The 21463-nt window shown below is 66.4% G+C and carries 19 protein-coding genes; 14 read left to right on the plus strand and 5 right to left on the minus strand.

What is annotated here, in order from left to right; genetic code table 11:
• Positions 1–459 precede the first annotated feature (459 nt).
• Complete coding sequence (locus C7411_RS15800) at positions 460–1188, minus strand: TetR/AcrR family transcriptional regulator (protein WP_110385199.1); 729 nt, start codon at positions 1186–1188, stop codon at positions 460–462.
• Between the two features lie 97 nt (positions 1189–1285).
• On the opposite strand from C7411_RS15800, the gene C7411_RS15805 reads away from it, so the two are divergent.
• Both C7411_RS15805 and C7411_RS15810 read left to right on the plus strand, forming a co-directional pair.
• Positions 1286–2884 carry an MDR family MFS transporter gene (locus tag C7411_RS15805; RefSeq protein ID WP_110385253.1) on the plus strand — a complete coding sequence of 533 codons (1599 nt, stop codon included), beginning with the start codon at positions 1286–1288 and terminating at the stop codon, positions 2882–2884.
• A gap of 298 nt (positions 2885–3182) precedes the next feature.
• Complete coding sequence (locus C7411_RS15810) at positions 3183–4487, plus strand: MFS family transporter (protein ID WP_110385200.1); 1305 nt, start codon at positions 3183–3185, stop codon at positions 4485–4487.
• Positions 4488–4505: 18 nt separating this feature from the next.
• On the opposite strand, the gene C7411_RS15815 is transcribed toward C7411_RS15810, so the two are convergent.
• Positions 4506–5924: an aminotransferase-like domain-containing protein gene (locus tag C7411_RS15815; protein WP_110385201.1), complete on the minus strand. Its 1419-nt coding sequence runs from the start codon at positions 5922–5924 to the stop codon at positions 4506–4508.
• Between the two features lie 122 nt (positions 5925–6046).
• Here C7411_RS15815 and C7411_RS15820 point away from each other — a divergent pair, with 122 nt between their 5' ends.
• From C7411_RS15820 to kch, 4 genes are all read left to right on the plus strand, one after another.
• A complete protein-coding gene (locus C7411_RS15820; protein ID WP_110385202.1) occupies positions 6047–6970 on the plus strand; it encodes a DMT family transporter in 924 nt (307 codons plus the stop codon).
• 85 nt (positions 6971–7055) lie between these two features.
• Complete coding sequence (locus C7411_RS15825; protein ID WP_110385203.1) at positions 7056–7592, plus strand: GNAT family N-acetyltransferase; 537 nt, start codon at positions 7056–7058, stop codon at positions 7590–7592.
• Positions 7593–7715: 123 nt separating this feature from the next.
• Positions 7716–8603 carry a mechanosensitive ion channel family protein gene (locus tag C7411_RS15830; protein WP_110385204.1) on the plus strand — a complete coding sequence of 296 codons (888 nt, stop codon included), beginning with the start codon at positions 7716–7718 and terminating at the stop codon, positions 8601–8603.
• Complete coding sequence (gene kch, locus C7411_RS15835; protein ID WP_110385205.1) at positions 8600–9781, plus strand: voltage-gated potassium channel protein; 1182 nt, start codon at positions 8600–8602, stop codon at positions 9779–9781. Before C7411_RS15830 ends, kch begins: the two co-directional genes overlap by 4 nt.
• 18 nt (positions 9782–9799) lie before the next feature.
• Here kch and C7411_RS15840 read toward each other — a convergent pair whose 3' ends face one another.
• The gene (locus C7411_RS15840; protein ID WP_110385206.1) at positions 9800–10381 is read right to left on the minus strand and encodes a putative glycolipid-binding domain-containing protein; all 582 of its coding nucleotides are present in this window, start codon (positions 10379–10381) and stop codon (positions 9800–9802) included.
• A 531-nt stretch (positions 10382–10912) separates the two neighbouring features.
• Between C7411_RS15840 and C7411_RS15845 the strand changes: the two genes are divergently transcribed.
• The 4 genes from C7411_RS15845 to C7411_RS15855 all read left to right on the plus strand — a co-directional run bounded on the left by C7411_RS15845 (position 10913) and on the right by C7411_RS15855 (position 14375).
• Complete coding sequence (locus C7411_RS15845) at positions 10913–12352, plus strand: cytochrome ubiquinol oxidase subunit I (RefSeq protein WP_110385254.1); 1440 nt, start codon at positions 10913–10915, stop codon at positions 12350–12352.
• 36 nt (positions 12353–12388) lie between these two features.
• Positions 12389–13393: a cytochrome d ubiquinol oxidase subunit II gene (gene cydB, locus C7411_RS15850; protein WP_110385207.1), complete on the plus strand. Its 1005-nt coding sequence runs from the start codon at positions 12389–12391 to the stop codon at positions 13391–13393.
• On the plus strand, positions 13368–13523 hold the full coding sequence (locus tag C7411_RS37530) for a hypothetical protein (protein ID WP_165822818.1): 156 nt from the start codon (positions 13368–13370) through the stop codon (positions 13521–13523). Before cydB ends, C7411_RS37530 begins: the two co-directional genes overlap by 26 nt.
• Before the next feature lie 72 nt (positions 13524–13595).
• Positions 13596–14375, plus strand: a complete 780-nt coding sequence (locus C7411_RS15855; RefSeq protein WP_133253661.1) for a hypothetical protein — start codon at positions 13596–13598, stop codon at positions 14373–14375.
• Positions 14376–14391: 16 nt separating this feature from the next.
• Here the strand turns inward: C7411_RS15855 and C7411_RS15860 are convergent, their stop codons facing one another.
• The gene (locus C7411_RS15860) at positions 14392–15069 is read right to left on the minus strand and encodes a methyltransferase family protein (RefSeq protein WP_110385255.1); all 678 of its coding nucleotides are present in this window, start codon (positions 15067–15069) and stop codon (positions 14392–14394) included.
• A gap of 73 nt (positions 15070–15142) precedes the next feature.
• Positions 15143–16009 carry an arylamine N-acetyltransferase family protein gene (locus C7411_RS15865; protein ID WP_110385256.1) on the minus strand — a complete coding sequence of 289 codons (867 nt, stop codon included), beginning with the start codon at positions 16007–16009 and terminating at the stop codon, positions 15143–15145.
• Positions 16010–16319: 310 nt separating this feature from the next.
• Here C7411_RS15865 and C7411_RS15870 point away from each other — a divergent pair, with 310 nt between their 5' ends.
• The 4 genes from C7411_RS15870 (at position 16320) to C7411_RS15885 (ending at position 21450) form a co-directional block, all read left to right on the plus strand.
• On the plus strand, positions 16320–17834 hold the full coding sequence (locus C7411_RS15870) for a carbohydrate porin (protein ID WP_110385209.1): 1515 nt from the start codon (positions 16320–16322) through the stop codon (positions 17832–17834).
• Between the two features lie 94 nt (positions 17835–17928).
• Positions 17929–19089: an NHL repeat-containing protein gene (locus tag C7411_RS15875; protein ID WP_110385210.1), complete on the plus strand. Its 1161-nt coding sequence runs from the start codon at positions 17929–17931 to the stop codon at positions 19087–19089.
• A 2-nt stretch (positions 19090–19091) separates the two neighbouring features.
• Positions 19092–20399, plus strand: a complete 1308-nt coding sequence (gene efeB / locus C7411_RS15880) for an iron uptake transporter deferrochelatase/peroxidase subunit (RefSeq protein ID WP_110385211.1) — start codon at positions 19092–19094, stop codon at positions 20397–20399.
• A 31-nt stretch (positions 20400–20430) separates the two neighbouring features.
• Positions 20431–21450, plus strand: coding sequence for an iron ABC transporter substrate-binding protein (locus tag C7411_RS15885; protein WP_110385212.1), 1020 nt, complete (start codon positions 20431–20433; stop codon positions 21448–21450).
• The last annotated feature ends 13 nt before the right edge of the window (positions 21451–21463 follow it).

A 21463-nucleotide genomic window follows, 5' to 3' on the forward strand; every position in this document is an offset into this window, starting at 1 on the left:
CCGCATCACAAGACAGCCCGATGACGGCCTCGCTCGTGCTTTGCCGCCCTGTTTTGCGCTCTGCTTCGGGCCCTGCCGCGAAGCGCCGAGGCCCTTGACTCTGCCGGTTTGTGCATAGGCTTCGAGTGCGCGCCGGCGCGCCAGTTCATGCTCGACGACAGGGGTGGCCCTGCAGCACCGGATTGAAGATGCGCAAGTACGGCGCGGCTTCCTCGCCTGCGGGCCGGGCGCGCGAGGAGCCAGGCCGAGCGCGTCGAGTTTCGATGCGTGTCGGGTAAGACCTGCTGGCAGCGATTGAAAAATCAACAGAAGCAGGCCGCCGCCGCACGCAGCCTGCGCGAGCGCGGGAAGAAGCAGGAGAAGAACGCAGACCGGACCTCGACCGGGGAACATCCGCGCGGCACAGCGCACGGACCGTGCCGCAAAGGTCACGGAGCGTACCACGGCGCAAGTCGGCCGCTAATCGGTATCGATGCCGGTAGCGGCGCGTGCGTCGATGCGCTTTGGCCCCACGCCCTCGGTGATGAGCGCGACCGCATGGCGCGCGATCGCCTCGACCCCGACGTGAGGCTGCCGCGCATCGCCGCGCCACATCTGGCTGGTGGCGAGCGGGAGCAGCGTGAGACCCATCAGCGACTGGAACAGCAGCGAAGGCTCCAGCGCCGCGTTGAGCCGGCCCTCGCGCTGCCAGCGCGCAATTGCCATGTGAGCCTGTTCCTGGTGCTCGCGGCCGAGGCGCTCGAGCATGCGCTGGCGCAGCACGCCGCCCTCGCTGATGACGTCGCGCACCCACAGCGGCGGAAACCACGGATTGCGCTGCCCCAGCGCCACGAAGCGCTGCACCAGCGCGGTGAGCGCCGCCACGGGATCGTCGGGATGCTCCGCGAAGACGTCGCCAAGCGCCTCGCGCAGCGGCACGAAACGCTCGTCGATCAGCACGTCGATCAGCTGATCGCGCGTCCTGAAGTAGTAATGGACCATCGCGGGCGTCACGCCTGCCTCGCGGGCGATGGCGGCAAGCGAGGTGTCAAGGATGCCCCGGCGCGCAAACAACGCAAGTGCGGCTTCGATCAGACGCGCGCGCTGTTCCGCCCCGCCCACGCCGCCGCTCGGCCGGCCGGGACGACGTCCGGCGCCCCGGCCTGGCGTGCCGCCTGCGCTGTCGAGGGTGGATTCTGGCACTTTCATAGGCGTTTTATCGGGTAACGAAATGAATTTTGACCAACTGGAATAATTATCCTAATATTAACCTCCGAATTAATTAATTTCAAGACAGATGGCCATGATGGAATCCAGCACGAAACACCCTGTGCCCGCTACGGCGAGGGCTGGCGCTCGCGCGAAAGCGGCGGCGCCGGCGTCGGGCCCGGCGGCTGCCGATGCCGGCGGCGACCCGCGGGGCGGCCATCCGCGGGGCGGCCACCCGCCGATCCGGCTGCTGTTTCCGGCGCTCCTGCTCGTCATGCTGCTGGCCGCGCTCGACCAGACCATCGTCTCGACGGCGCTGCCCACCATCGTCGGCGAGCTGGGCGGGCTCGACCGGCTCTCGTGGGTCGTCACGGCCTACCTGCTCACCTCGACGATCGTCGTGCCGCTCTACGGAAAGTTCGGCGACCTGTTCGGGCGCAAGGTCGTGCTGCAGGCCGCCATCGTGATCTTCCTGATCGGTTCGGCACTTTGCGGCGTGGCGCAGGACATGGAGCAGCTCATCGTGCTGCGCGCCCTGCAGGGCATCGGCGGCGGGGGCCTGATGGTCGTGACGATGGCCGCCATCGGCGATGTGATCCCGCCCGCGCAGCGCGGCAAGTATCAGGGCATGTTCGGCGGCGTATTCGGTATCGCCACGGTGATCGGGCCGCTGCTCGGCGGCTTTCTCGTCGAGCATCTGTCGTGGCGCTGGATTTTCTACATCAACTTGCCGTTAGGCGCGATCGCGCTCGTGGTGATCGGCGCGGTGTTCAAGCCGCGCGCCGCGCACGTGAAGCACGTGATCGACTACATGGGCGCGGGCTGGCTCGCCGCCGCCCTCACCTGCCTGATCCTTTTCACGAGCGAGGGCGGCTCGCTGCTGCCGTGGACGTCCCCCACGCTCTGGCTCACGCTGCTGCTCGGCATCGTCGCCGTGGCGGGCTTCATCCACGAGGAAAAGCACGCCGCCGAACCCATCATGCCGCTCGAACTCTTTCGCGAGCGCACTTTCGTGCTCGCGAGCCTGATCGGCTTCATCGTGGGCGTGTCGCTGTTCGGTTCGGTCACCTTCCTGCCGCTCTATCTGCAGGTGGTGAAGGGCTCGACGCCTTCGCAGGCCGGCATGCAGATGCTGCCGATGATGGGCGGCGTACTCGTCATGTCGATCATCACGGGCCGCATCATCAGCAAGGTCGGCAAGTACCGCATGTTCCCGATCGCGGGCACGGCGCTCGTGGCCGTGGCGATGACGCTGCTCGCGCGCCTGCAGATCGATACGCCCATTCACCTCATGTATCTTTACATGGGCCTGCTCGGCTGTGGCCTCGGCATGGTGATGCAGGTGCTGATCCTCGCCGTGCAGAACGCCGTGGAGTTTCGCCACATGGGCGTGGCCACGTCGGGCGCGACGCTGTTCCGCTCGATTGGCGGCTCGGTCGGGGTGGCCGCGTTCGGCGCCGTGTTCTCGCATGGGCTGCACGCGCGGCTAGAAAAGGGGCTTGCCGCCGGCGTGGAGTTGCCCCAACCGCTCACGCCCGACGTGATCCGCCATTTGCCGCCCACGCTGCACGCGCAGTATCTCGATGCATTCGCCGGCGCGCTCCACACGGTTTATCTCGCGGCTGCGGTCGTGGTGGTGTTTTCGTTCGCGCTGTCGTGGCTGTTGCGCGACGTGCCGCTGCGCAAGCAGCATTGAGCGCGTTTCCCCTGCTGTTTCCCCTGCTGTTTTCCCTGCTGTTTTCCCTGCCGTTTCCCCTCCGGCCGGCGGCTCCCCGCTGGCCGTTCCTGTGCCTCGCGAACTGGCGTCACCTCGGCCCGATGTGGCCAGTTCGGAATCTTTTCGCGCCACTATTACATTTTCCACACATTTAATTACAGTTAGCTAAAATCGCGGGCATCGCGCGCCGGGACCCGGCGGCACGCGTTGCAACTCCCACGACGGCTGCGCGACGGCCGCTCGCCACAAAACACACAAACCAGGAGAACACCCGCCCATGGACGTCCAGATCGACCCAACCACGCTATCCGCGCAAGACACGAGGCGACGCGTATTCGCCATCGTCGGCGCCTCGTCGGGCAATCTCGTCGAGTGGTTCGACTTCTACATCTACTCGTTCTGCGCGCTCTATTTCGCGCCCGCGTTCTTCCCGAGCGGCAACACCACCACGCAGTTGCTCAACACCGCCGGCGTGTTCGCCGCAGGCTTCCTCATGCGGCCCATCGGCGGCTGGCTGTTCGGCCGCATCGCCGACCGCCATGGCCGGCGCAGCGCGATGATGATCTCGGTGCTCATGATGTGCGGCGGCTCGCTCGTGATCGCCATGCTGCCCACCTACGCGCAGATCGGCGCGTTCGCCCCGTTCCTGCTACTCGTCGCGCGGCTCTTCCAGGGGCTTTCGGTGGGCGGCGAATACGGCACGAGCGCGACCTACATGAGCGAGGTCGCGCTCAAGGGCCGGCGCGGCTTCTTCGCGTCGTTCCAGTACGTCACGCTGATCGGCGGCCAGCTCTGCGCGCTCCTCGTGCTCGTGATCCTGCAGCAAACGCTGTCCACCGAAGAACTGAAGGCCTGGGGCTGGCGCATTCCGTTCGTGGTCGGCGCATGCGCCGCGCTGATCTCGCTCTATCTGCGCAAATCGCTCGACGAAACCTCGACGAGCGAGTCGCGCCACAAACGCGATGCGGGCACGATACGCGGCGTGTGGCAGCACAAGGGCGCGTTCCTCACGGTGGTCGGCTTCACGGCAGGCGGCTCGCTGATCTTCTACACGTTCACGACCTACATGCAGAAGTACCTCGTGAACACGGCCGGCATGCACGCGAAAACCGCCAGCAACGTGATGACCTGCGCGCTCTTCGTCTACATGCTGATGCAGCCGGTGTTCGGCGCGCTGTCCGACAAGATCGGCCGCCGCACGTCGATGATCCTGTTCGGCGCCTTCGCGGTGATCGGCACGGTGCCGCTCATGCATGCGCTCAAGGACGTATCGAGCCCGGTGGCCGCGTTCGCGCTGATCACGGTGGCGCTCGCGATCGTCAGCTTCTACACGTCGATCAGCGGCCTCATCAAGGCCGAGATGTTTCCGCCCGAAGTGCGCGCGATGGGCGTGGGCCTCTCGTACGCGGTAGCCAACGCGCTGTTCGGCGGCTCGGCCGAATACGTCGCGCTGTGGTTCAAGTCGGCCGGCAGCGAGTCCACGTTCTACTGGTACGTGACCGCCCTGTGCGCGATTTCGCTGATCGTGTCGTGGCGCATGCGCGATCCGTCGAAGGAAGGCTATCTGCGTCACGAACCGTGATACGCGGGCGCGGCGGCTTCATGCAGGCTGCGCCACCCGCTCCATCGCACGCTGCAATGTTTCGTAGACCTTCGGACGATTGCACTGCGAAACATTGAAGCGCAGAAAATCGCTCGCGCTGCGCGACACGCTGAACACGTTGCCCGGCGCGAGCACCACGCCTTCCACCAGCGCCTCGCGCGCGATCTGCGCGGCGTCCAGTCCGTCCGGCAATTGCGCCCATACGAAGAGTCCCGCCTGTGGACGCGTCCACGCGCTCAGGCCCAGCGCCGCGAGCCGTTGCAGCGTTTCGCCCATGGCGTCGGCGAGCTTCGCGCGCAAGCCGTCCAGGTGCCGCCGATACGTGCCGTCCACGAGCAGGCGGTGCACGAGTTCCGCCACCATCTCCCCATTGCCGAACGAGACCGCGAGCTTGAGATCCACGAGCGGCTCGATCCAGTCTGCGCGCGCCGCGATGAAACCGCAGCGCGCGGCTGCCGACATCGTCTTCGAAAAGCTGCCGATCGTCACCACGCGCGCGAGCCCGTCGAAGGCCGCGAGGCGCGGCGCGGGCTCGATCTCGAAGTCGGCGAAGATGTCGTCCTCGACGATCAGGAGGTCGTGTTGCTCCGCGAGCTTGAGCAGGCGATGCGCGACGGCGGGCGCGAGCGTCGCGCCAGTGGGGTTGTGGACCGCCGAGTTCGTCACGTAAAGGCGCGGGCGCGATTCGGCCAGCGCGCGCTCGAACGCGGCGAGATCGGGGCCCGTCGGCGTGTACGGCACGCCGACCACGCGTACGCGATGCGCGCGCAGCAGCGCCTGGAAATTGAAGTAGCACGGATCGTCCACGAGCACGGTGTCGCCCGGCTCCAGCAGAAAGCGGCACAGCAGGTCGAGCGCCTGGGTGCCGCCGTCGGTCAGCACGATCTGCCCGGGCGCGGCCTCCACGCCGTGCTGGCCGAGCCGCCATGCCAGCTGCTGACGCAGCGCCGGCAAGCCGGGAGGCGACGCGTAATCGGTGAGCGGCGCGCGCGGGTCGCGTGCGAGGGCGCGCAGCGCGCGCCGCACGGCGTCCTGCGGCAGCCACGAGGCGGGCAGCCAGCCGCAGCCGGGCCGCAGCGCGTCGGCCTCGGTCTGCAGCGACTGGCGCGTGAGCCAGAGCGGATCGATCTCGCGGTCGAGCTGCGGCCCGAGCGCGGCGAGCGCGAGCGGCGGCGCGTGCCCGGCCACGAAAAATCCAGCGCCGCGCCGCGCGGCGAGCACGCCTTCGGCGACGAGGCGCTCGTAGGCCTCCACCACCGTCGAATTCGACACGCCAAGCTGCTCGCTCATCGCCCGGATGGACGGCACGCGCGCGCCCGCAGCCAGCGAGCGCGCGGCAATGCGCTCGCGCAGCGCCTGCATCACCCGCTCGACACGCGTCATGGGCAGGGCTTGTGTCCTCGCTCTGTCTTTCATCTGTACTGCTCCGTGTTCAATACAGTTTGAACAAATTGTACTGATCTGTAGCTTACCCTCGAGCGGTGCGGCACGCATCATCATGAAGATCGATCCCCGATGTTTTCCCTCGACGAAACCCCATGCGCAAAACGCTCGATTCCACTACCGACGGCTGGCTCTGCGGCCTCGCAGGCGTCCTCATCTTCAGCGGATCGCTGCCCGCCACGCGGCTCGCCGTGCTCGGCCTCGACCCGGTGTTCCTTACCGTCGCGCGGGCGAGCATCGCAGGCGGCCTTGGCGCGCTGCTGCTTCTCGGGCTGCGCGCGGCGCGGCCGGCGCGCGCCGAGTTCTGGCCGCTCGTCATCGTTGCGCTCGGCGTGGTGGTCGGCTTTCCGCTCCTGACGGCGCTCGCGCTCCAGCACGTGAGTTCGGCACACGCCATCGTGTTCGTCGGCCTGCTGCCGCTCGCCACGGCCATATTCGGCGTGCTGCGGGCGAGCGAGCGTCCGCAGCCGGCCTTCTGGATCTTTTCCGCGGTGGGGAGCGCCGCCGTGGTGGCATTCGCGCTGCGCCACGGCATCGACGCCTCGCCGCTTGGCGACACGCTCATGCTCGGCGCGATCGTCGTGTGCGGGCTCGGCTATGCGGAAGGCGCGCGGCTCTCGCGGCGCCTGGGCGGCTGGCAGGTGATCTGCTGGGCACTCGTGATCTCGCTGCCCGTGATGGCGCCGCTCGCGTGGTGGCTGCGGCCCGCGTCGTTCGCCGCGGTGGGCGCGGCCTCGTGGTGGGGGTTCGCCTATGTGTCGCTCTTCAGCATGCTGATCGGCTTCGTCTTCTGGTACCGCGGGCTCGCGCTCGGCGGCATTGCGGGCGTCGGGCAGTTGCAGTTGCTGCAGCCGTTCTTCGGCTTCGTGCTCGCGGCGCTGCTGCTGCACGAGTCCGTGCCGCCCGCGATGATCGCCGTCACCGCCGTGGTGATCGCGTGCGTGGCAGGCGCGCGGCGCTTCGGGCGCGCGAGCGGCGCTTCCGCTGTCGCGAATCGCGCGGGCACGCAGCGCGTCTAGGTCGGGATTTTTGGCGCGCTTCAAAAGCGCGCCGGCGCGAGGCATAGTGAGGGATGCAAACCTCCTTCGTGCCTCGCTTTAATCGATGAACCCGCATTCCGACGCGCACGTGCGCGACGCCACCGCCGACGACTTTCCCGCCATCGCCGCGATCTACGCACACCACGTGCTGCACGGCACGGCGTCGTTCGAGGAGACGCCGCCTTCGCTCGACGAACTCCTGCGCCGCCACGCCGCCGTGCGCGAACACGGCCTGCCCTGGCTCGTCGCCGAAATCGACGGCCGCGTGACGGGCTACTGCTACGCCACGCCCTACCGGCCGCGTCCGGCGTACCGCTTCACGATCGAAGACTCGATTTATATCGACGAGGCTTTTCGCGGCCGCGGGCTCGGCCACACGCTGCTCAACGCGCTGATCGAGCGCTGCGAGGCCGGCCCGTGGCGGCAGATGATCGCCGTGGTCGCCGACCCGCGCGGCGGTTCGCTCAAACTGCACGAGCGGCTGGGCTTCGCGCTGACCGGCACGCTGCGCGGCGTGGGCTTCAAACACGGCGAGTGGCGCGACACCGCGCTCATGCAGCGCACGCTCGGGCCGGGCGCTCATACGCCGCCCAAGGGCTGATGCGTCTCCCTTAAAGGCGATTCGGCGCGGCACGCGCTCGCCGCGCGCGAAACGCCGCTCGTACAATACGTCCTTTCGCCACGGAGCCAGACCCAAGGCTCCGAAGACAAGGACCGATTCGCCATGCAAGCCCTCCTCGAACATCTGCACCCGTCCAACTGGAGCTTCCTGTGGGACGCGCTCTCCGCGCTTGCGCTGCGCTTGTGCGCGGCCTTTGCGATCCTCTGGTTCGGCTGGTGGCTCTCCCGGCGCGTGGGCAACTGGATCAAGCGGCGCGGCGGCGGCATCGACCCCACGCTGCGCCCCATCGTGCGCGACACCGCCGTGTGGGGCGTGCGCCTCGTCGCCGTGATCGGCGCGCTTTCGCAGATCGGCATCCAGACCGCCAGCATCGTCGCAGTGCTCGGCGCGGCCGGTCTCGCCATCGGCCTCGCGCTGCAGGGCACGCTGCAGAACATCGCGGCCGGCATCATGCTGTTGCTGCTGCGGCCGTTCAAGGTGGGCGACTATATCGACGGCAGCGCCGGCGCCAGCGTCGCGGGCACCGTCGAGGAAGTGAACCTCTTCACCACGCGTCTCACGAAACCGGACGGCATTTGCGAATACGTGCCGAACAGCGCGTTGTGGAGCAATTCGATCCGCAACTACAGCCGCAATCCCACGCGCCGGCTCGACCTCGAAGTGGAAGTATCGGTGCGCGACGACGTGACCCGCGCGATCGACGCCCTGCGCGCGCTCGCCGCCGCCGACCCGCGCGTGCTGGCCTCTCCCGCGCCTCAAGTGATGGTGGCGCGCTTCGACGACAGCACCGCCGTGCTCAACATTCGTGTGTGGTCGAACATCGACACATTCTGGGAGATGCGCTGGGAGCTGTCGCGCCAGGTGCGCCAGGTGCTCAACGACGCGCACTGCTCGCTGCCCCTGCGCACGCGCGAGCTGCACATCGTGCAGACGCAACCGGCGGAATCCGAACAACCGGCGCAGCCGACGCAACAAGCGCAGCAGCAATGAACGCGTATGCGCGCCGCCTGCGCGGCTATGCCGGAGGGCTCGCGCCGCACGGCTACCTGGCCGTGCTGCTGGTGATCGACGGCCTGCTGCTGGTGCGCCCGGTCGCGCAGAAAGCGCTCGAACACGCGCGCGGCAGCTGGTTCGACGACTGGATCACGCTCATCAACGCGTTCGGCGTGCTCGCGCTGCCCCAGGCACTCGTTGCGACCGGCCTCACGATGATGTCGTTCGGCATCGCGCTGCGCGCGCGCGTGGCGTGGGTGCTGTCACTGGTGCTGCTCGCCGGCGCTGCCAGCATCTGCCTGTGGGGCGACTATCGCAGCCACGCGCTCGCCGGCTTCTCGCTCGCACTCGCCTGCGCTCTCATCTATTACTGGCGCCACTTCGATCGCGCGAGCGTCGCCGCGGGATCGTTGTTCGCATTCCTGAGCATTGGCTCGTTGGTCGTCTATGCGGTGTTCGGCTCGCTGTATCTCGGCGGCGATTTCGAACCGCCTATCGGCAATCTCGTCACGGCGTTCTACTTCTCGATCGTGTCGATGTCCACGGTCGGCTACGGCGATATCGTGCCGCGCTCGGACACCGCGCGGCTTTTCACGGCCTCGATCATCGTGCTCGGCATCACCGTGTTCGCGACGTCGATCAGCGCCGTGATCGGGCCCGTGATCGGCGGCCATTTGAAACGCATCGTGAAGGGAGGCATTTCCAACGTGACCCGCAAGAACCACTATCTGATCGTCGGCGCGTCGCCGCTCGCGCATAGCGTATACGCGGGGCTCATCAAGCGCGGCTACGCGGCGACCGTGATCGTCGCGCCGAACACCCCGCACAATTATCCGCCGCAGGCCGATCTCATCGTCGGCGATGCGAGCGACACCGCCACGCTGCACAGCGCGGGCGCCGAAACCGCACTCGCCGCGCTCGCGCTGCGCTCGGACGACGCCGAGAACGCCTTCGTGATTCTCGCCATCAAGGAGATTGCGCCGAAGGTGCGCACCGTGGCGCTCGTCAACGACAGCCGCAACCTGCAGCGGCTGCGTCTTTTGCAGCCGGATATGGTGTTCTCGCCGCAGCTGCTCGCGGGCGAACTGCTCGCGCGCACGCTCAACAACGAAACCATCGACAACACGCTGGTCGAGCAATTGCTGTTCGGCAAGAGCGCGGGCGGCGCGGCGTAAGCGTCTTGTCGCCGCGTCCTACCGGTCCGGCGGCGGCAGGCGCCGGAACAGCGTGGGATAGTCGATCACGAGCCCATCTTCGTCCACGCGCAGGTTCGCCGTGAAGTCGCGAAAGATGCCCTCGTAGCGATACTCGCGGTCGCGCTCGATGCACACATAGGCCTGCTCGGCGGGCTTGGGCTCCAGTTCGGGCGCGGCGATGTACGCCACGCGGATCGGCTGGCGCTCGCCGCGCGCGAGACCCAGACGCCGGATCGGCAGCGTGTTCGTATACGGCGTCGCGGCGATGTCGATATCGATGCAGCCGTTGAGCGCTTCCAGCGCGCTCCCCTCGCCGTCGGTCCAATGGCCCTTGCCGTCGCTGTGGAGCACGAGCGAACGGCCGCCCATCACGCGAAACGCCGCCCAACGCACGCGCCAGTGCGCATCGCACTCGATGGCGTAGCACAGGCCGTAAGCATTGCCGTAGCGCTCGCCGATGACCACGCTTTCCGCGCGGATCGTGTCGCCTTCCTCGCCAAACTTCGGGCCGCAATGCGCATCGAACGCCAGATGCTCGATGCCCTCGCCCGTCTCGGATGCCCAACGCACTTCACGCATCGCTCGCCCCCTGTTTCTGGATGACCACCGGAACCGCCGTGCGCATATCGTAACCCGGCGACAAACAGCAACTATCCACTCACGCGCATGCGCGCGACGGTCTGCATCGCCTATGCTCGCACGGGGGCCGCACCCGCACGCCACGCCTTCGTCATGTCGGCCCGATTTTCCGCCGCTTCCGGCGCCACTCCCCGGTCCACCGATACCGCCGCCATTGGCGCGCTTTTGCGCAGCCTCACATTGCCACACCCCATGCGGCTGCGCGGTGTATTGACGCAGCGCAATACCCTGCGCACGCCCCCTCTGCCCAACGAGCGCTTAATCTAAATTGATCTGTATCAATGCGTTAGCGCATGTTTTCGTCTCGTTGATATTGACGGCTGCGACACGCTGGCGCACGTCGCAGCGCAGCAAAACCTTCGCCGTTCCCCTACGCTTACGTCCATCGCACGAGCAGCGCAGCGCCCCCACTGCCACGCCGTGCAACGTTTCTTCCGCGCTTTTCCCGGCAAGCAAGCAACAGGCACGCACATGCACACGTCACTTTCCGCCTTCGACCTGGCCCGGCTGCAGTTCGCCTTCACCGTTTCATTTCATATCGTCTTTCCGGCGCTCTCCATCGGCCTCGCGAGCTTCATCGCCGTGCTCGAAGCCTGCTGGCTCAAATCGCGCCAACCGTTCTACAAGGACCTCTGCCTGTTCTGGTCGAAGGTCTTCGCCGTGGCCTTCGGCATGGGCGTCGTGTCTGGCGTCGTCATGAGCTACGAGTTCGGCACCAACTGGTCGGGCTTTTCGTCGTTCGCGGGCCCCATCACCGGACCGCTGCTGATGTACGAAGTCATGACCGCGTTCTTTCTCGAAGCGGGTTTCCTCGGCATCATGCTGTTCGGCTGGAACCGCGTGAGCCCGCGCGCCCACTTCGGCGCGACGCTGATGGTCGCCATCGGCACGCTCATTTCCACGTTCTGGATCCTCGCCTCGAATAGCTGGATGCAGACGCCGCAAGGCTTCAAGGTCGTCGATGGCCACGTCGTGCCGGTGGACTGGTTCAAGGTCATCTTCAATCCGTCCTTCCCGTACCGTCTCGCGCACATGGCGATCGCCGCGTTCATCGTGGCGGCGCTCGTGGTGGCTGCGAGCGGCGCATGGCATCTGCTCAAGGGACGGCGCGACCCCGCCATCAAGAAGATGTTTTCGATGGCGCTCGGCCTGCTGCTCGTGCTCGCGCCGGTGCAGGCCTTCGTGGGCGATGCGCACGGCCTGAATACGCGCGAATATCAGCCCGCCAAGATCGCCGCGATCGAAGGCATTTGGGACACGGAACAGGGCGGCACTGCGCTCAATCTGTTCGGCATTCCCGACATGCAGGCCGAGACGACGCGCTACGCCGTTTCCATTCCGCACCTGGGCAGCCTGATCCTCACGCATAGCTGGGACGGCGAGATCAAGGGACTCAAGTCCTTCCCCGCCGACGAGCGGCCCAATTCGACGCTGTTGTTCTGGAGCTTCCGCGTCATGGTCGGCTTAGGCATCCTGATGATTCTGCTCGGCGTGACCGGCTGGGTGCTGCGCCGCCGCGGCACGCTCTACGAATCGCGCGGTTTCCAGCGCTTCGTGCTCGCCATGGGACCGACGGGCTTCATCACGCTGCTCGCAGGCTGGGTCACCACCGAAGCCGGCCGTCAGCCCTGGGTGGTCTATGGCGTGATGCGCACGGCGCAAGCGGTGTCGCCGCTCACGACGCAACAGGTGGGCGTTTCGCTGATGGCGTTCGTGGCGGTGTACTTCCTCGTGTTCGGCACGGGCATTTACTACCTGCTCAAGCTTCTGCGCAAAGGTCCTGCGCTGCCCGAGACCCAGGCACATCCTCCCCAGGCGCCGCGTGAACCGCGCGTGGCCCACCCTGCGCTCGCGGCGAGCCAGACCGCGCGCCGCCCCATGTCCGCCGCCGATCAGCTGATCGACGCCTGAGGCTCCCGCATTCATCGTTACGAGGCTAGCAAGCAAATGGATGTCACCGTCATCTGGGCCGCGATTATCGCGCTCGGCGTTCTTCTCTACGTGGTGCTGGACGGCTTCGATCTCGGCATCGGCATCGTGTTTCCGCTCTTTCCCGACGAGGATGAGCGCGATCTCATGATGAATACGGTCGCCCCCGTGTGGGACGGCAACGAGACCTGGCTCGTGCTCGGCGGCGCGGGGCTGTTCGCCGTGTTCCCCGTGGTGTACTCGACCGTGCTTTCCGCGCTCTACCTGCCGCTCGTGTTCATGCTTGCGTGCCTGATCTTCCGCGGCGTGTCATTCGAGATTCGCGCCAAGGCCAATCGCACGAAGCATTTGTGGGACCTCGCGTTCATTGGCGGCTCGACGGGCGCGGCGTTTTTCCAGGGCATCGCGCTCGGCGCGTTCCTGCAAGGCATTCCGATGGACGGCGGCCGGTTCGCCGGCGACGCCTTCGGCTGGCTCACGCCCTTCAGCCTGCTCTCGGGTTTCGGGCTCGTCGCGACCTATGCGCTGCTCGGCTGCTGCTGGCTCGTCGCGAAGACCGAGGGCGACCTGCAGCGCCGCCTGCGCAAGCTCGTCTGGCCGCTCACGGTCATGCTGCTCGGCTTCATCGCGCTCGTGAGCCTGTGGACGCCGCTGCAGGACCCGGCCATCGCCGAACGCTGGTTCCGCTCTGGCCTCTTCTGGCGTCTCGCGCCGGTGCCGATGCTCGTGCTCGCCTGCGCCGCGTGGATGCGCTGGGCCGTGCATGCGCGCCATCACAGGACGCCCTTCATCGCGGCCATCGGGCTCGTGCTGCTCGGCTACGCGGGCCTGCTCGTGAGCCTGTGGCCCTACGCGATTCCGCAGGGCCTCACGCTCTGGGAGGCCGCCGCGCCGCGCGAGAGCCAGATGTTCACGCTCGCGGGCGCAGCGTTCATTCTGCCGATCATCCTCGCCTACACGATGCTCGGTTACTGGGTCTTTAGAGGCAAGGTGCGTCATGGCGACACCCATCACTACCACTAAGACAGCGCGCCGCGCGCTGCCCGGCTGGCTCTGGTTCGGACTCCTCTGGTGTGCGGGCGTGGGCGCGGCCGTGTCGCTCGGGTTCGTGTTCAAGGTCTTCATGAACCTCACGCTGTTCGCCGTGAAGTGAGTTGCACGAGCGTGCCCGATTTCACGGCGCCGCGTTAGACTGTAGGCTCTTTGTTACCCGTGCGAAAACTTCATGCAACAGATGACCTTCATGGAATGCGTCAAGCGCGCATGGGCCAGCGCCTGGCAGGCCGCCGTGCAAATGCCGGTTCTCCTTGCGGGGACGTTTGTGATCTATGCGGCGCTCGGCTGGTTCGGCCTCGCCGGACGGCCCGTGCCGGCCGAAGGCGCGGCGCCCTCCGGCGGGCTCGTTTTGCTCGGCAATCTCGCCTCGCTCCTGAATTCGCTTCTCTACCTCTGGTTCACGCTCAAGATTTCGCGCTTCGTGCTGCTCGGCGAGCGCAGCGCGCCGCTCATGCCGGCCGGAGCCAAACCGTTCCTGCGCATTTTTGCGGTCGGCCTCATTCTGGCGGTCGCGCTCGGCGCATTCGCGCTGTTGCTCTGGGTCGTGCTGCGGCCTCAGTACCAGGGCGGTGCGGCGTTCCTCTTTCTGGTGGTCATTGCGATCTGGATGTTCGTGGCGGTGCGCCTCTCGCTGCTCTTTCCGGCGCTCGCCGTCGGCAGCCCGATCGCCTTCGGCGCCGCCTGGCGCGACAGCCGCGGACACTTCTGGAGCCTTTTTGGTGTCACCTTCGTCGCCGCGCTGCCCATTGCAGTGTGCGGCCTGCTGGTGCTGATCGGGATGGGCCTCGCGGGCGTCACGCCTGAAATCGTGCGGCAGCCGGGTTGGCTCACTGCGCTCGCCATTGCCCAGAGCATCGGCAATATCGTGTTCGCGCTGCTCACCACCACGGCGCTCGCCTGGCTTTATCGACGTTACGCGCAGGCCCTCGTCTCGCCTGCCGCGCGGTAGTCTGCACGACCTCTCGCTACCAGATGCCGGGCACGAAACGATAACGCACGCGCGCCAGATACTCGCGGTAGCCGGGCAAATTCTCCGCGAGCGTGCGCTCCTCCCGCACCGCTCGATAGCCGATCCCCACGACCATAATGGGCACGCAGGCAAGGCCCCACCACGAACCGAGCATGAGCGGCGTGCCGGCGAGAAAGAGCAGCGCGAAACCATACATCGGGTGACGTACATAGGCATACGGGCCGGTGTCGCTGACCGTATGTCCGCGTTCGCTCTGAATCTTCACCACGGGCGCTGCAAAGCGGTTCGCCGCGAAGACGGCGCGCGTCGCGTAGATATCGACGAAGATGAAGACGGCGCCGAGCACGCTGAGCCACAGCGGCACGCGCGACCAGCCCATGCGCACGGCGTCGATTCCCATCAGGCACAGCCACGCGCAAAAGCCCACCGAAACGCACAGCATGAACACGCGGTCCCACGGCTGCTGCGTGCGTTGCGCGAACGGCGCGAGCCGCTCGACGAGGAGCCCCGGATCTTCGCGCCCGAGCCACAGGCCAATCCACACGCCGCACAACGCCCACTCGATGAGCCACAACCACGCCGCCGTCCACGCCAGCGTGCCCGCCGAAACGAACAACAGCACGCCCATCAACCCGAACCAGACCACGACTTGCACGAACAGCTTCGCCATCAGCGCTTTCGTCATTTTCAGCTCAGTCACGATGCCCTCCTTGCGCGCGGGGACGCCGACTCGCGTTTGCTCGCGCCTACTGTGTGGCGCTGTGCGACGTCATGCGCGCATAGAGCGCGTCGGCGTCGATACGCTGCGCCGCGTCGCCGTGCGCGAGATCGATGCCGAAGCGTTCGCACAGACACTGCGCGAGTTCCGCTCCATTTGCGAGCGTACGCTCCTCGCTCACCTGGCCTTGGGCGTCGCGCTCGGTAAAGCGCTCGTTGAACAGGATCGCGCGGCCGCCTTCGCGCGCGATGCACGCGATCAGGCTGAACGTGAAAAAGGACTCGGGCGACGCCGACGTGTACCAGTTCGCCACTTCGTAATCGACCCACTCCGCCGGCGTCAATTCGAAGCGATAGAGATCGAACCACTTCTCGCCATCGTGTAATTGCAGCTTGCGCTCGTTGGCGGACAACGTCACGATGCGCGCCGGTTCGTGCGGCGTCGGCTGCTCCGCATCCGTCGAGAACGAGAGCGGCGCGCGCAGCGTCGCGGCACCGAAGCCCCCGTCGACGAGCCACGCATCGCCCTCCACCTCCACCCGCAGCAGCATATGCGTGCGCGGCGTGCGCGCGTCGGGTTCACGCCCGTACAGCACACGTGCGGCGAGCGGGGTCACCTCAAAGCCCAGTTGCATGAGCACGTGCGCGAGCAAGGTGTTGTGCTCGAAGCAATAGCCGCCGCGGCGCTGCGTCACGAGTTTCGCGACGACGTCCGGGAGCTTGATCGACACACGCCGCCCCGCCAGCGGATCGAGATTCTCGAAGGGAATGGCAAGCGGGTGCAGACGGTGCAGTTCGCGCAGCACGGCGAGCGTCGCGGCGCGCGGACCGTGGTAGCCGATGCGGGCGAAGTACGCATCGAGATCGAGTTCGTAGCGTGTCGTGAGGTCTGTCATGAAGCCTGCTTCTTTGAAGAGTGGTTTGGTGAAACGTAGGCTCACGCCTTTGATGATAAGCGACTTCACTGGTCTGACCGATTAGCCGGAAACTGACTATCTGTAATGTCGCATGGCACCAAAGACAGCAAATCGCAAGCATTGTGCTGACGCAGCGTAAGTCAATTGCGAATCATTCTCGTTTTTGTTGACGCTTGCATTCGCTGTTAGTACGATGGCGCGGTCTGGAGATGTCGGGTATTCAGCGGTTTGCGAATCACAAACGCCAATGCGCTCAATCCAGCAAACCTTTCAATAAGTAAGGAATACGATGAAATCGACCCGAACCGTCCGCGTGCCTGCGCTAGCCTGCTCGCGCAGCGCAGGGCCGGTCCGCCCGGTGCGTCGGCGCACACCGGCGTTGCGCGCCATTGCCGCGCTGGCCGCAAGTGCGACTTTCGCGTGCGGCGCCGCCCGCGCACAGAGCAATGCGAACCCCGACGCCGCCCCTGAAGCACCGGAAGCCGACCTCGCCATTCAGGCGCAGCCGTCGAACTTCTGGACCGGCTTCTGGACGCGCCAGACCCTGCTCGGCGACATGGGCGGACTGCGGCCGTGGCTCGGCAAGTACGGCGTGACCTTCCAGCTCACGGAAACGAGCGAGTACCTCGCGAACCTGCGCGGCGGCCTCAAGACCGGCGGCGCATACGACGGCCTCACGACGGCGACCGTGCAGGTCGACACCAGCAAGGCGCTCGGCATTCCGGGTGGTCTGTTCAACGTGAGCGGCCTGCAGATTCACGGCACCAACCTGAGCACGTCGAACCTCGGCACGCTGAATACCGCAAGCGGCATCGAAGCGACGCCGGCCACGCGCCTCTGGGAACTGTGGTATCAGCAATCGTTCCTCGACAAGCGCCTCGACGTGAAGATCGGTCAGCAGAGTCTCGACCAGGAATTCATCACGAGCCAGTATGCGGCACTCTTCATCAACACGATGTTCGGCTGGCCGGCGCTGCCATCGTACGACATGCCCTCCGGCGGCCCGGCCTATCCGCTCGCCGGTCTTGGCGTGCGCGTGCGCGGGCAGATCACGCCTTCGTTGACGGCGCTCGCAGGCGTGTTCGCGGGCGATCCGCTCGGCAACGATCCGAACAACCTTAGTGGTACGAACTTCAATCTGCACAACGGCACGTTGTGGATCGGCGAACTGCAGTACGCCATCAACCAGCCGTCCGAAGGCCAGCTCGTCAGCGCGGACAATCGCAGCCTGCCTGGCACCTACAAGCTGGGCTTCTGGTACAACACCAACTCGTTCGCCGATCAGCGCTTCGACAACACAGGGCTTTCGCTCGCGAATCCGGCTTCGACCGGCGTCCCGGCGCAGCACCGGGGCAACTACAGCTTCTATGCAGTGGCCGATCAGATGATCTGGCGTCCCGACCCGGACGAGCCGCGCAGCATCGGCGTATTCGCACGCGTGATGGGCGCGCCCGGCGACCGCAATCTCGTGAGCCTCGCAGCCAACGTAGGCATTGTGATGAAGGCGCCGTTCAAGGGCCGCGACAACGACAGCGTGGGGCTCGCCGCCACCTACATCAAGGTCGGCAACAACGTGCACAACCTCGACCTCGACCAGCAGATGTTCACCGGCGGTCCTTACGGCGTGCGCACGCAGGAAACGGCGCTCGAAGCGACCTATCAGTATCAGGTCACGCCGTGGTGGATTCTCCAGGCCGATGCGCAATACACGTTCAACGCGGGCGCCGGCCAGAATCCGCAGGACCCGACCGCGCCGCTGCGCAACACGTTCGTGGTGGGCGTGCGAACCAACATCACGTTCTAAGCCCGACCAGGCGCAACCGACCCATGTACAACCCCAAGTCCTCGCGCGTTCCCTGCCGCACGCGCTGCGGCCGCGCGAGGCACGGAGATTCAGTATGAAACACGCTACGCGCACGCTCCTGCAATGCACGGTCCACGCGGTCCGCTCGGCGCTTGCGCTTGCCGCCGCGGCGGCGCTCGCCGGCGCGCCGCTCGCCGCACACGCCGACCCGCAGGGCCTGCTCGAGACCGTCAAGCACCACACCACGCTCATCAACACCGTGCCCGACAACGGCGACCAGAACCCGTACGCGATCTTCGTTGCGCCGGTTTCCTCCGGCACGGTGAAAGAAGGCGACGTGCTGGTCGACAACTTCAACAACGCGGCCAACCTGCAGGGCACCGGCAGCACCATCATCGACTATCACCCCGATACGAAGCAGATGTCGCTGTTCGCGACGATTCCGCGCGATCTCAAGGAATGCCCGGGCGGCGTCGGCCTTTCGACTGCGATGACGATGCTCAAGTCGGGCTGGGTCATCGTGGGGAGCACGCCGAGCAACGACGGCACCACCGGCACCAAGGGCGCGGGCTGCATGATCGTACTCGACAGCAGCGGCAAGATTGCCAAGGTCATCAGCAGTCCGAACATCAATGACCCGTGGGGCAACATGGCCGTGGTCGACAACGGCGACCACGCCACGCTGTTCGTGAGCAATGCGGGCTTCGGCGTGGGCGGCGCGGACGGCAATCCGCCTGTGTTCAAGCAGGCCACGGTGCTGCGCCTCGATCTCGACATCCCGAGCGGCCAGACGCCGGTCGTGAAGCGCGAAACCGTGGTGGCGAGCGGCTTCGGCGCGCAGGCGGACAAGGGCGTGTTCCTCGTCGGCCCGACTGGCCTCGCGCTTTCGGCGGACAACAAGCGGCTCTACGTGTCCGACGCGATCGGCAACCGCATCAACGTGATCGAAGACCCGCTCACGCGCGACACGAGCGCGGGCGTGGGCCGCCAGCTCACCGCCGACGGCCTGTTGCACCGTCCGCTCGCCATGGTCACCACGCCGCAGGGCCACCTGCTCGTGACGAATGCCCTGAACGGCCAGGTCGTCGAGATCGACCCGGCCGCGGCGAAACAGCTATACGCGCGCTGGATCGATACCGACAAGGCGCAAACTCCCCCGGGCAACGGCGACCTTTTCGGCATCGCGCTGACCCCGGCAGCCGACGGCTTCTACTACGTGGAAGACGACGTGAACACTCTCGTGCTGGCTAAATAATCATGTCCTCCGACAATCCCTCCAGCCCACCCTCGCGCCCCGCGCGGCGCGGCTTTCTGAAAGCCGGTGCCGTGCTTGGTGCGAGCCTCGGCGCAGGCGCGGCTACAAGCGGCCTCGCCCAGGCCGCCGAGGCGAAGCACCATGCGATGCCCGCCGACCCGATGCTCGCCGTCGAGCCGTTCTACGGCGCGCACCAGGGCGGCATCGTGACGCCGCAACAGGCACACACGTATGTCGCGGCCTTCGACCTCACGACGACCTCGCGCGACGACGTCATCGACCTGCTGCGCAAGTGGACCGAGTCCGCGGCGCGCATGAGCCAGGCGCAGCCGGCGGCCTCGCTGGACGGCACGGGCGACGACCACCCCGCGCCCGACTCCGGCGACGTGCTGGGCCTCGGCCCGGCGGGCCTCACGGTCACCTTCGGCTTCGGCCCCGGCCTCTTCGCGTCGCAGGACAAGGACCGCTATGGTCTCGCGCACAAGCGCCCCGCCGCGCTCGTCGATCTGCCGCGTTTCAACGGCGACCAGCTGATCGCGCAAAAGACCGGCGGCGACCTCTTCGTGCAGGCGTGCGCCAACGACGCGCAAGTCGCCTTCCACGCCGTACGCCAGCTCGCGCGCCAGGGCTATGGCATCCTGACGATGCGCTGGGGCCAGGCGGGCTTTCTCTCGGGCCCGCGCGCACAGACGCCGCGCAACCTCATGGGCTTCAAGGACGGCACGAACAACCCGCCGACCACGGACCCGAAGGCGATGAACCAGTTCGTCTGGGCCACCGCCGCCGATGCGCCGTGGATGCAGGGCGGCACCTACACCGTGGTGCGCCGCATCCGTATCACGCTGGAACACTGGGACCAGATGGAACTGGGCTTCCAGGAACAGGTGTTCGGCCGCCACAAGTACAGCGGCGCGCCTCTGGGCCAGAAGAAGGAATTCGACAACGTCGATCTCGACGCGCAAGACAAGGACGGCAATCCGCTGATTCCCGAGAACTCGCACGTACGGCTCTCGAACCGCGCGTCGAACAATGGCGCGCAGATCCTGCGCCGCTCGTATTCGTATAACGACAGCACGGACTTCTATATCGAGCGCTGGCCGCCGTGGCGCCAGGAAACCGAATACGACGCGGGCCTCATCTTCATCGCTCACCAGGGCGACCCGCGTACGGGCTTCATCCCGATCAACGAAAAGCTCGCGAAGTTCGACATGATGAACCAGTTCACGACGCACGTGGGCAGCGCGATCTTCGCGTGCCCGCCCGGTGCGAAGGCGGGCTCGTTCATCGGCGCGGAGCTGTTCAGTGCCTGAAACTCATCGATAACACGGATAACGAAGCAATATGAAAATTTCCCTGATGCGCACACCGCTGCGCGCCGCCGCCCTTTCGCTCGCGCTTTCGAGCATGCTCCCGCTCGCCGCCCACGCCGCGTCGATCACGCTCTACAACGCACAGCACGAGCAGGTCGCGAACCAGCTTGCGAAGGACTTCGAGCAGCAGACCGGCATCGACGTGAAGGTCCGCAGCGGCGAAGGTCCCGCGCTCGCGGCGCAGCTCGTCGCCGAAGGCGGGAAGACGCCCGCCGACGTCTACTTCACGGAGAACTCGCCCGAATTGATGCTGCTGGAAGAAAAGGGCCTGCTCGCCCCCGTGCAGCAAGCGACGCTCGCGGCCGTGCCCGCGCGCTTCAACTCGCCGCAAGGACAATGGGTGGGCGTGACCGCGCGCGAAAACGTGCTCGCGTACAACACGGCCAAGGTGCAGCCCGCGCAATTGCCGAAGTCGATTTTCGATCTCGCCAAACCCGAATGGAAGGGCAAGGTCGGCATCGCGCCGAGCGACGCCGACTTCCTGCCGCTCGTCGACGCCGTGCTCGCCGTGAAGGGCGAAGCCGCCACGCTCGACTGGCTCAAAGGTCTGAAGACCAACTCGCAGATCTTCGACGACGACGAAGGCGTGGTCGCTGCCGTGAACCGCGGCGCGGTCGCCACCGGCATCATCAACAACTATTACTGGGACCGCCTGCATGCCGAAATCGGCGACAAGAAAACACAGAGCGCGGTCGCGCATTTCGCCGATGGCGACGTGGGCGCACTCGTCAATGTTTCGGGTGCCGCCGTGACGAAGTCCGCGCACAATGTGGACGGTGCGCAGAAGTTCCTCGCCTACCTCGTGAGCGAGCGCGCGCAGAAGCTGATGGCGCAGGACCACATCAGCTTCGAGTACCCGCTGCGCCCCGGCGTGGCGAGCGATCCCATCAACAAGCCGTTCGACCAGTTGAAGCCGCCCGCGCTGACCATCCAGCAGCTCGGCGACGACAGCCAGGCGGGCAAGCTGCTGCGCCAGGCCGGCCTGCTGTAACCGGTATGGAGTT

The organism is Paraburkholderia silvatlantica, from assembly GCF_003096715.1.
GTDB classification, from domain to species: Bacteria; Pseudomonadota; Gammaproteobacteria; order Burkholderiales; family Burkholderiaceae; genus Paraburkholderia; species Paraburkholderia silvatlantica.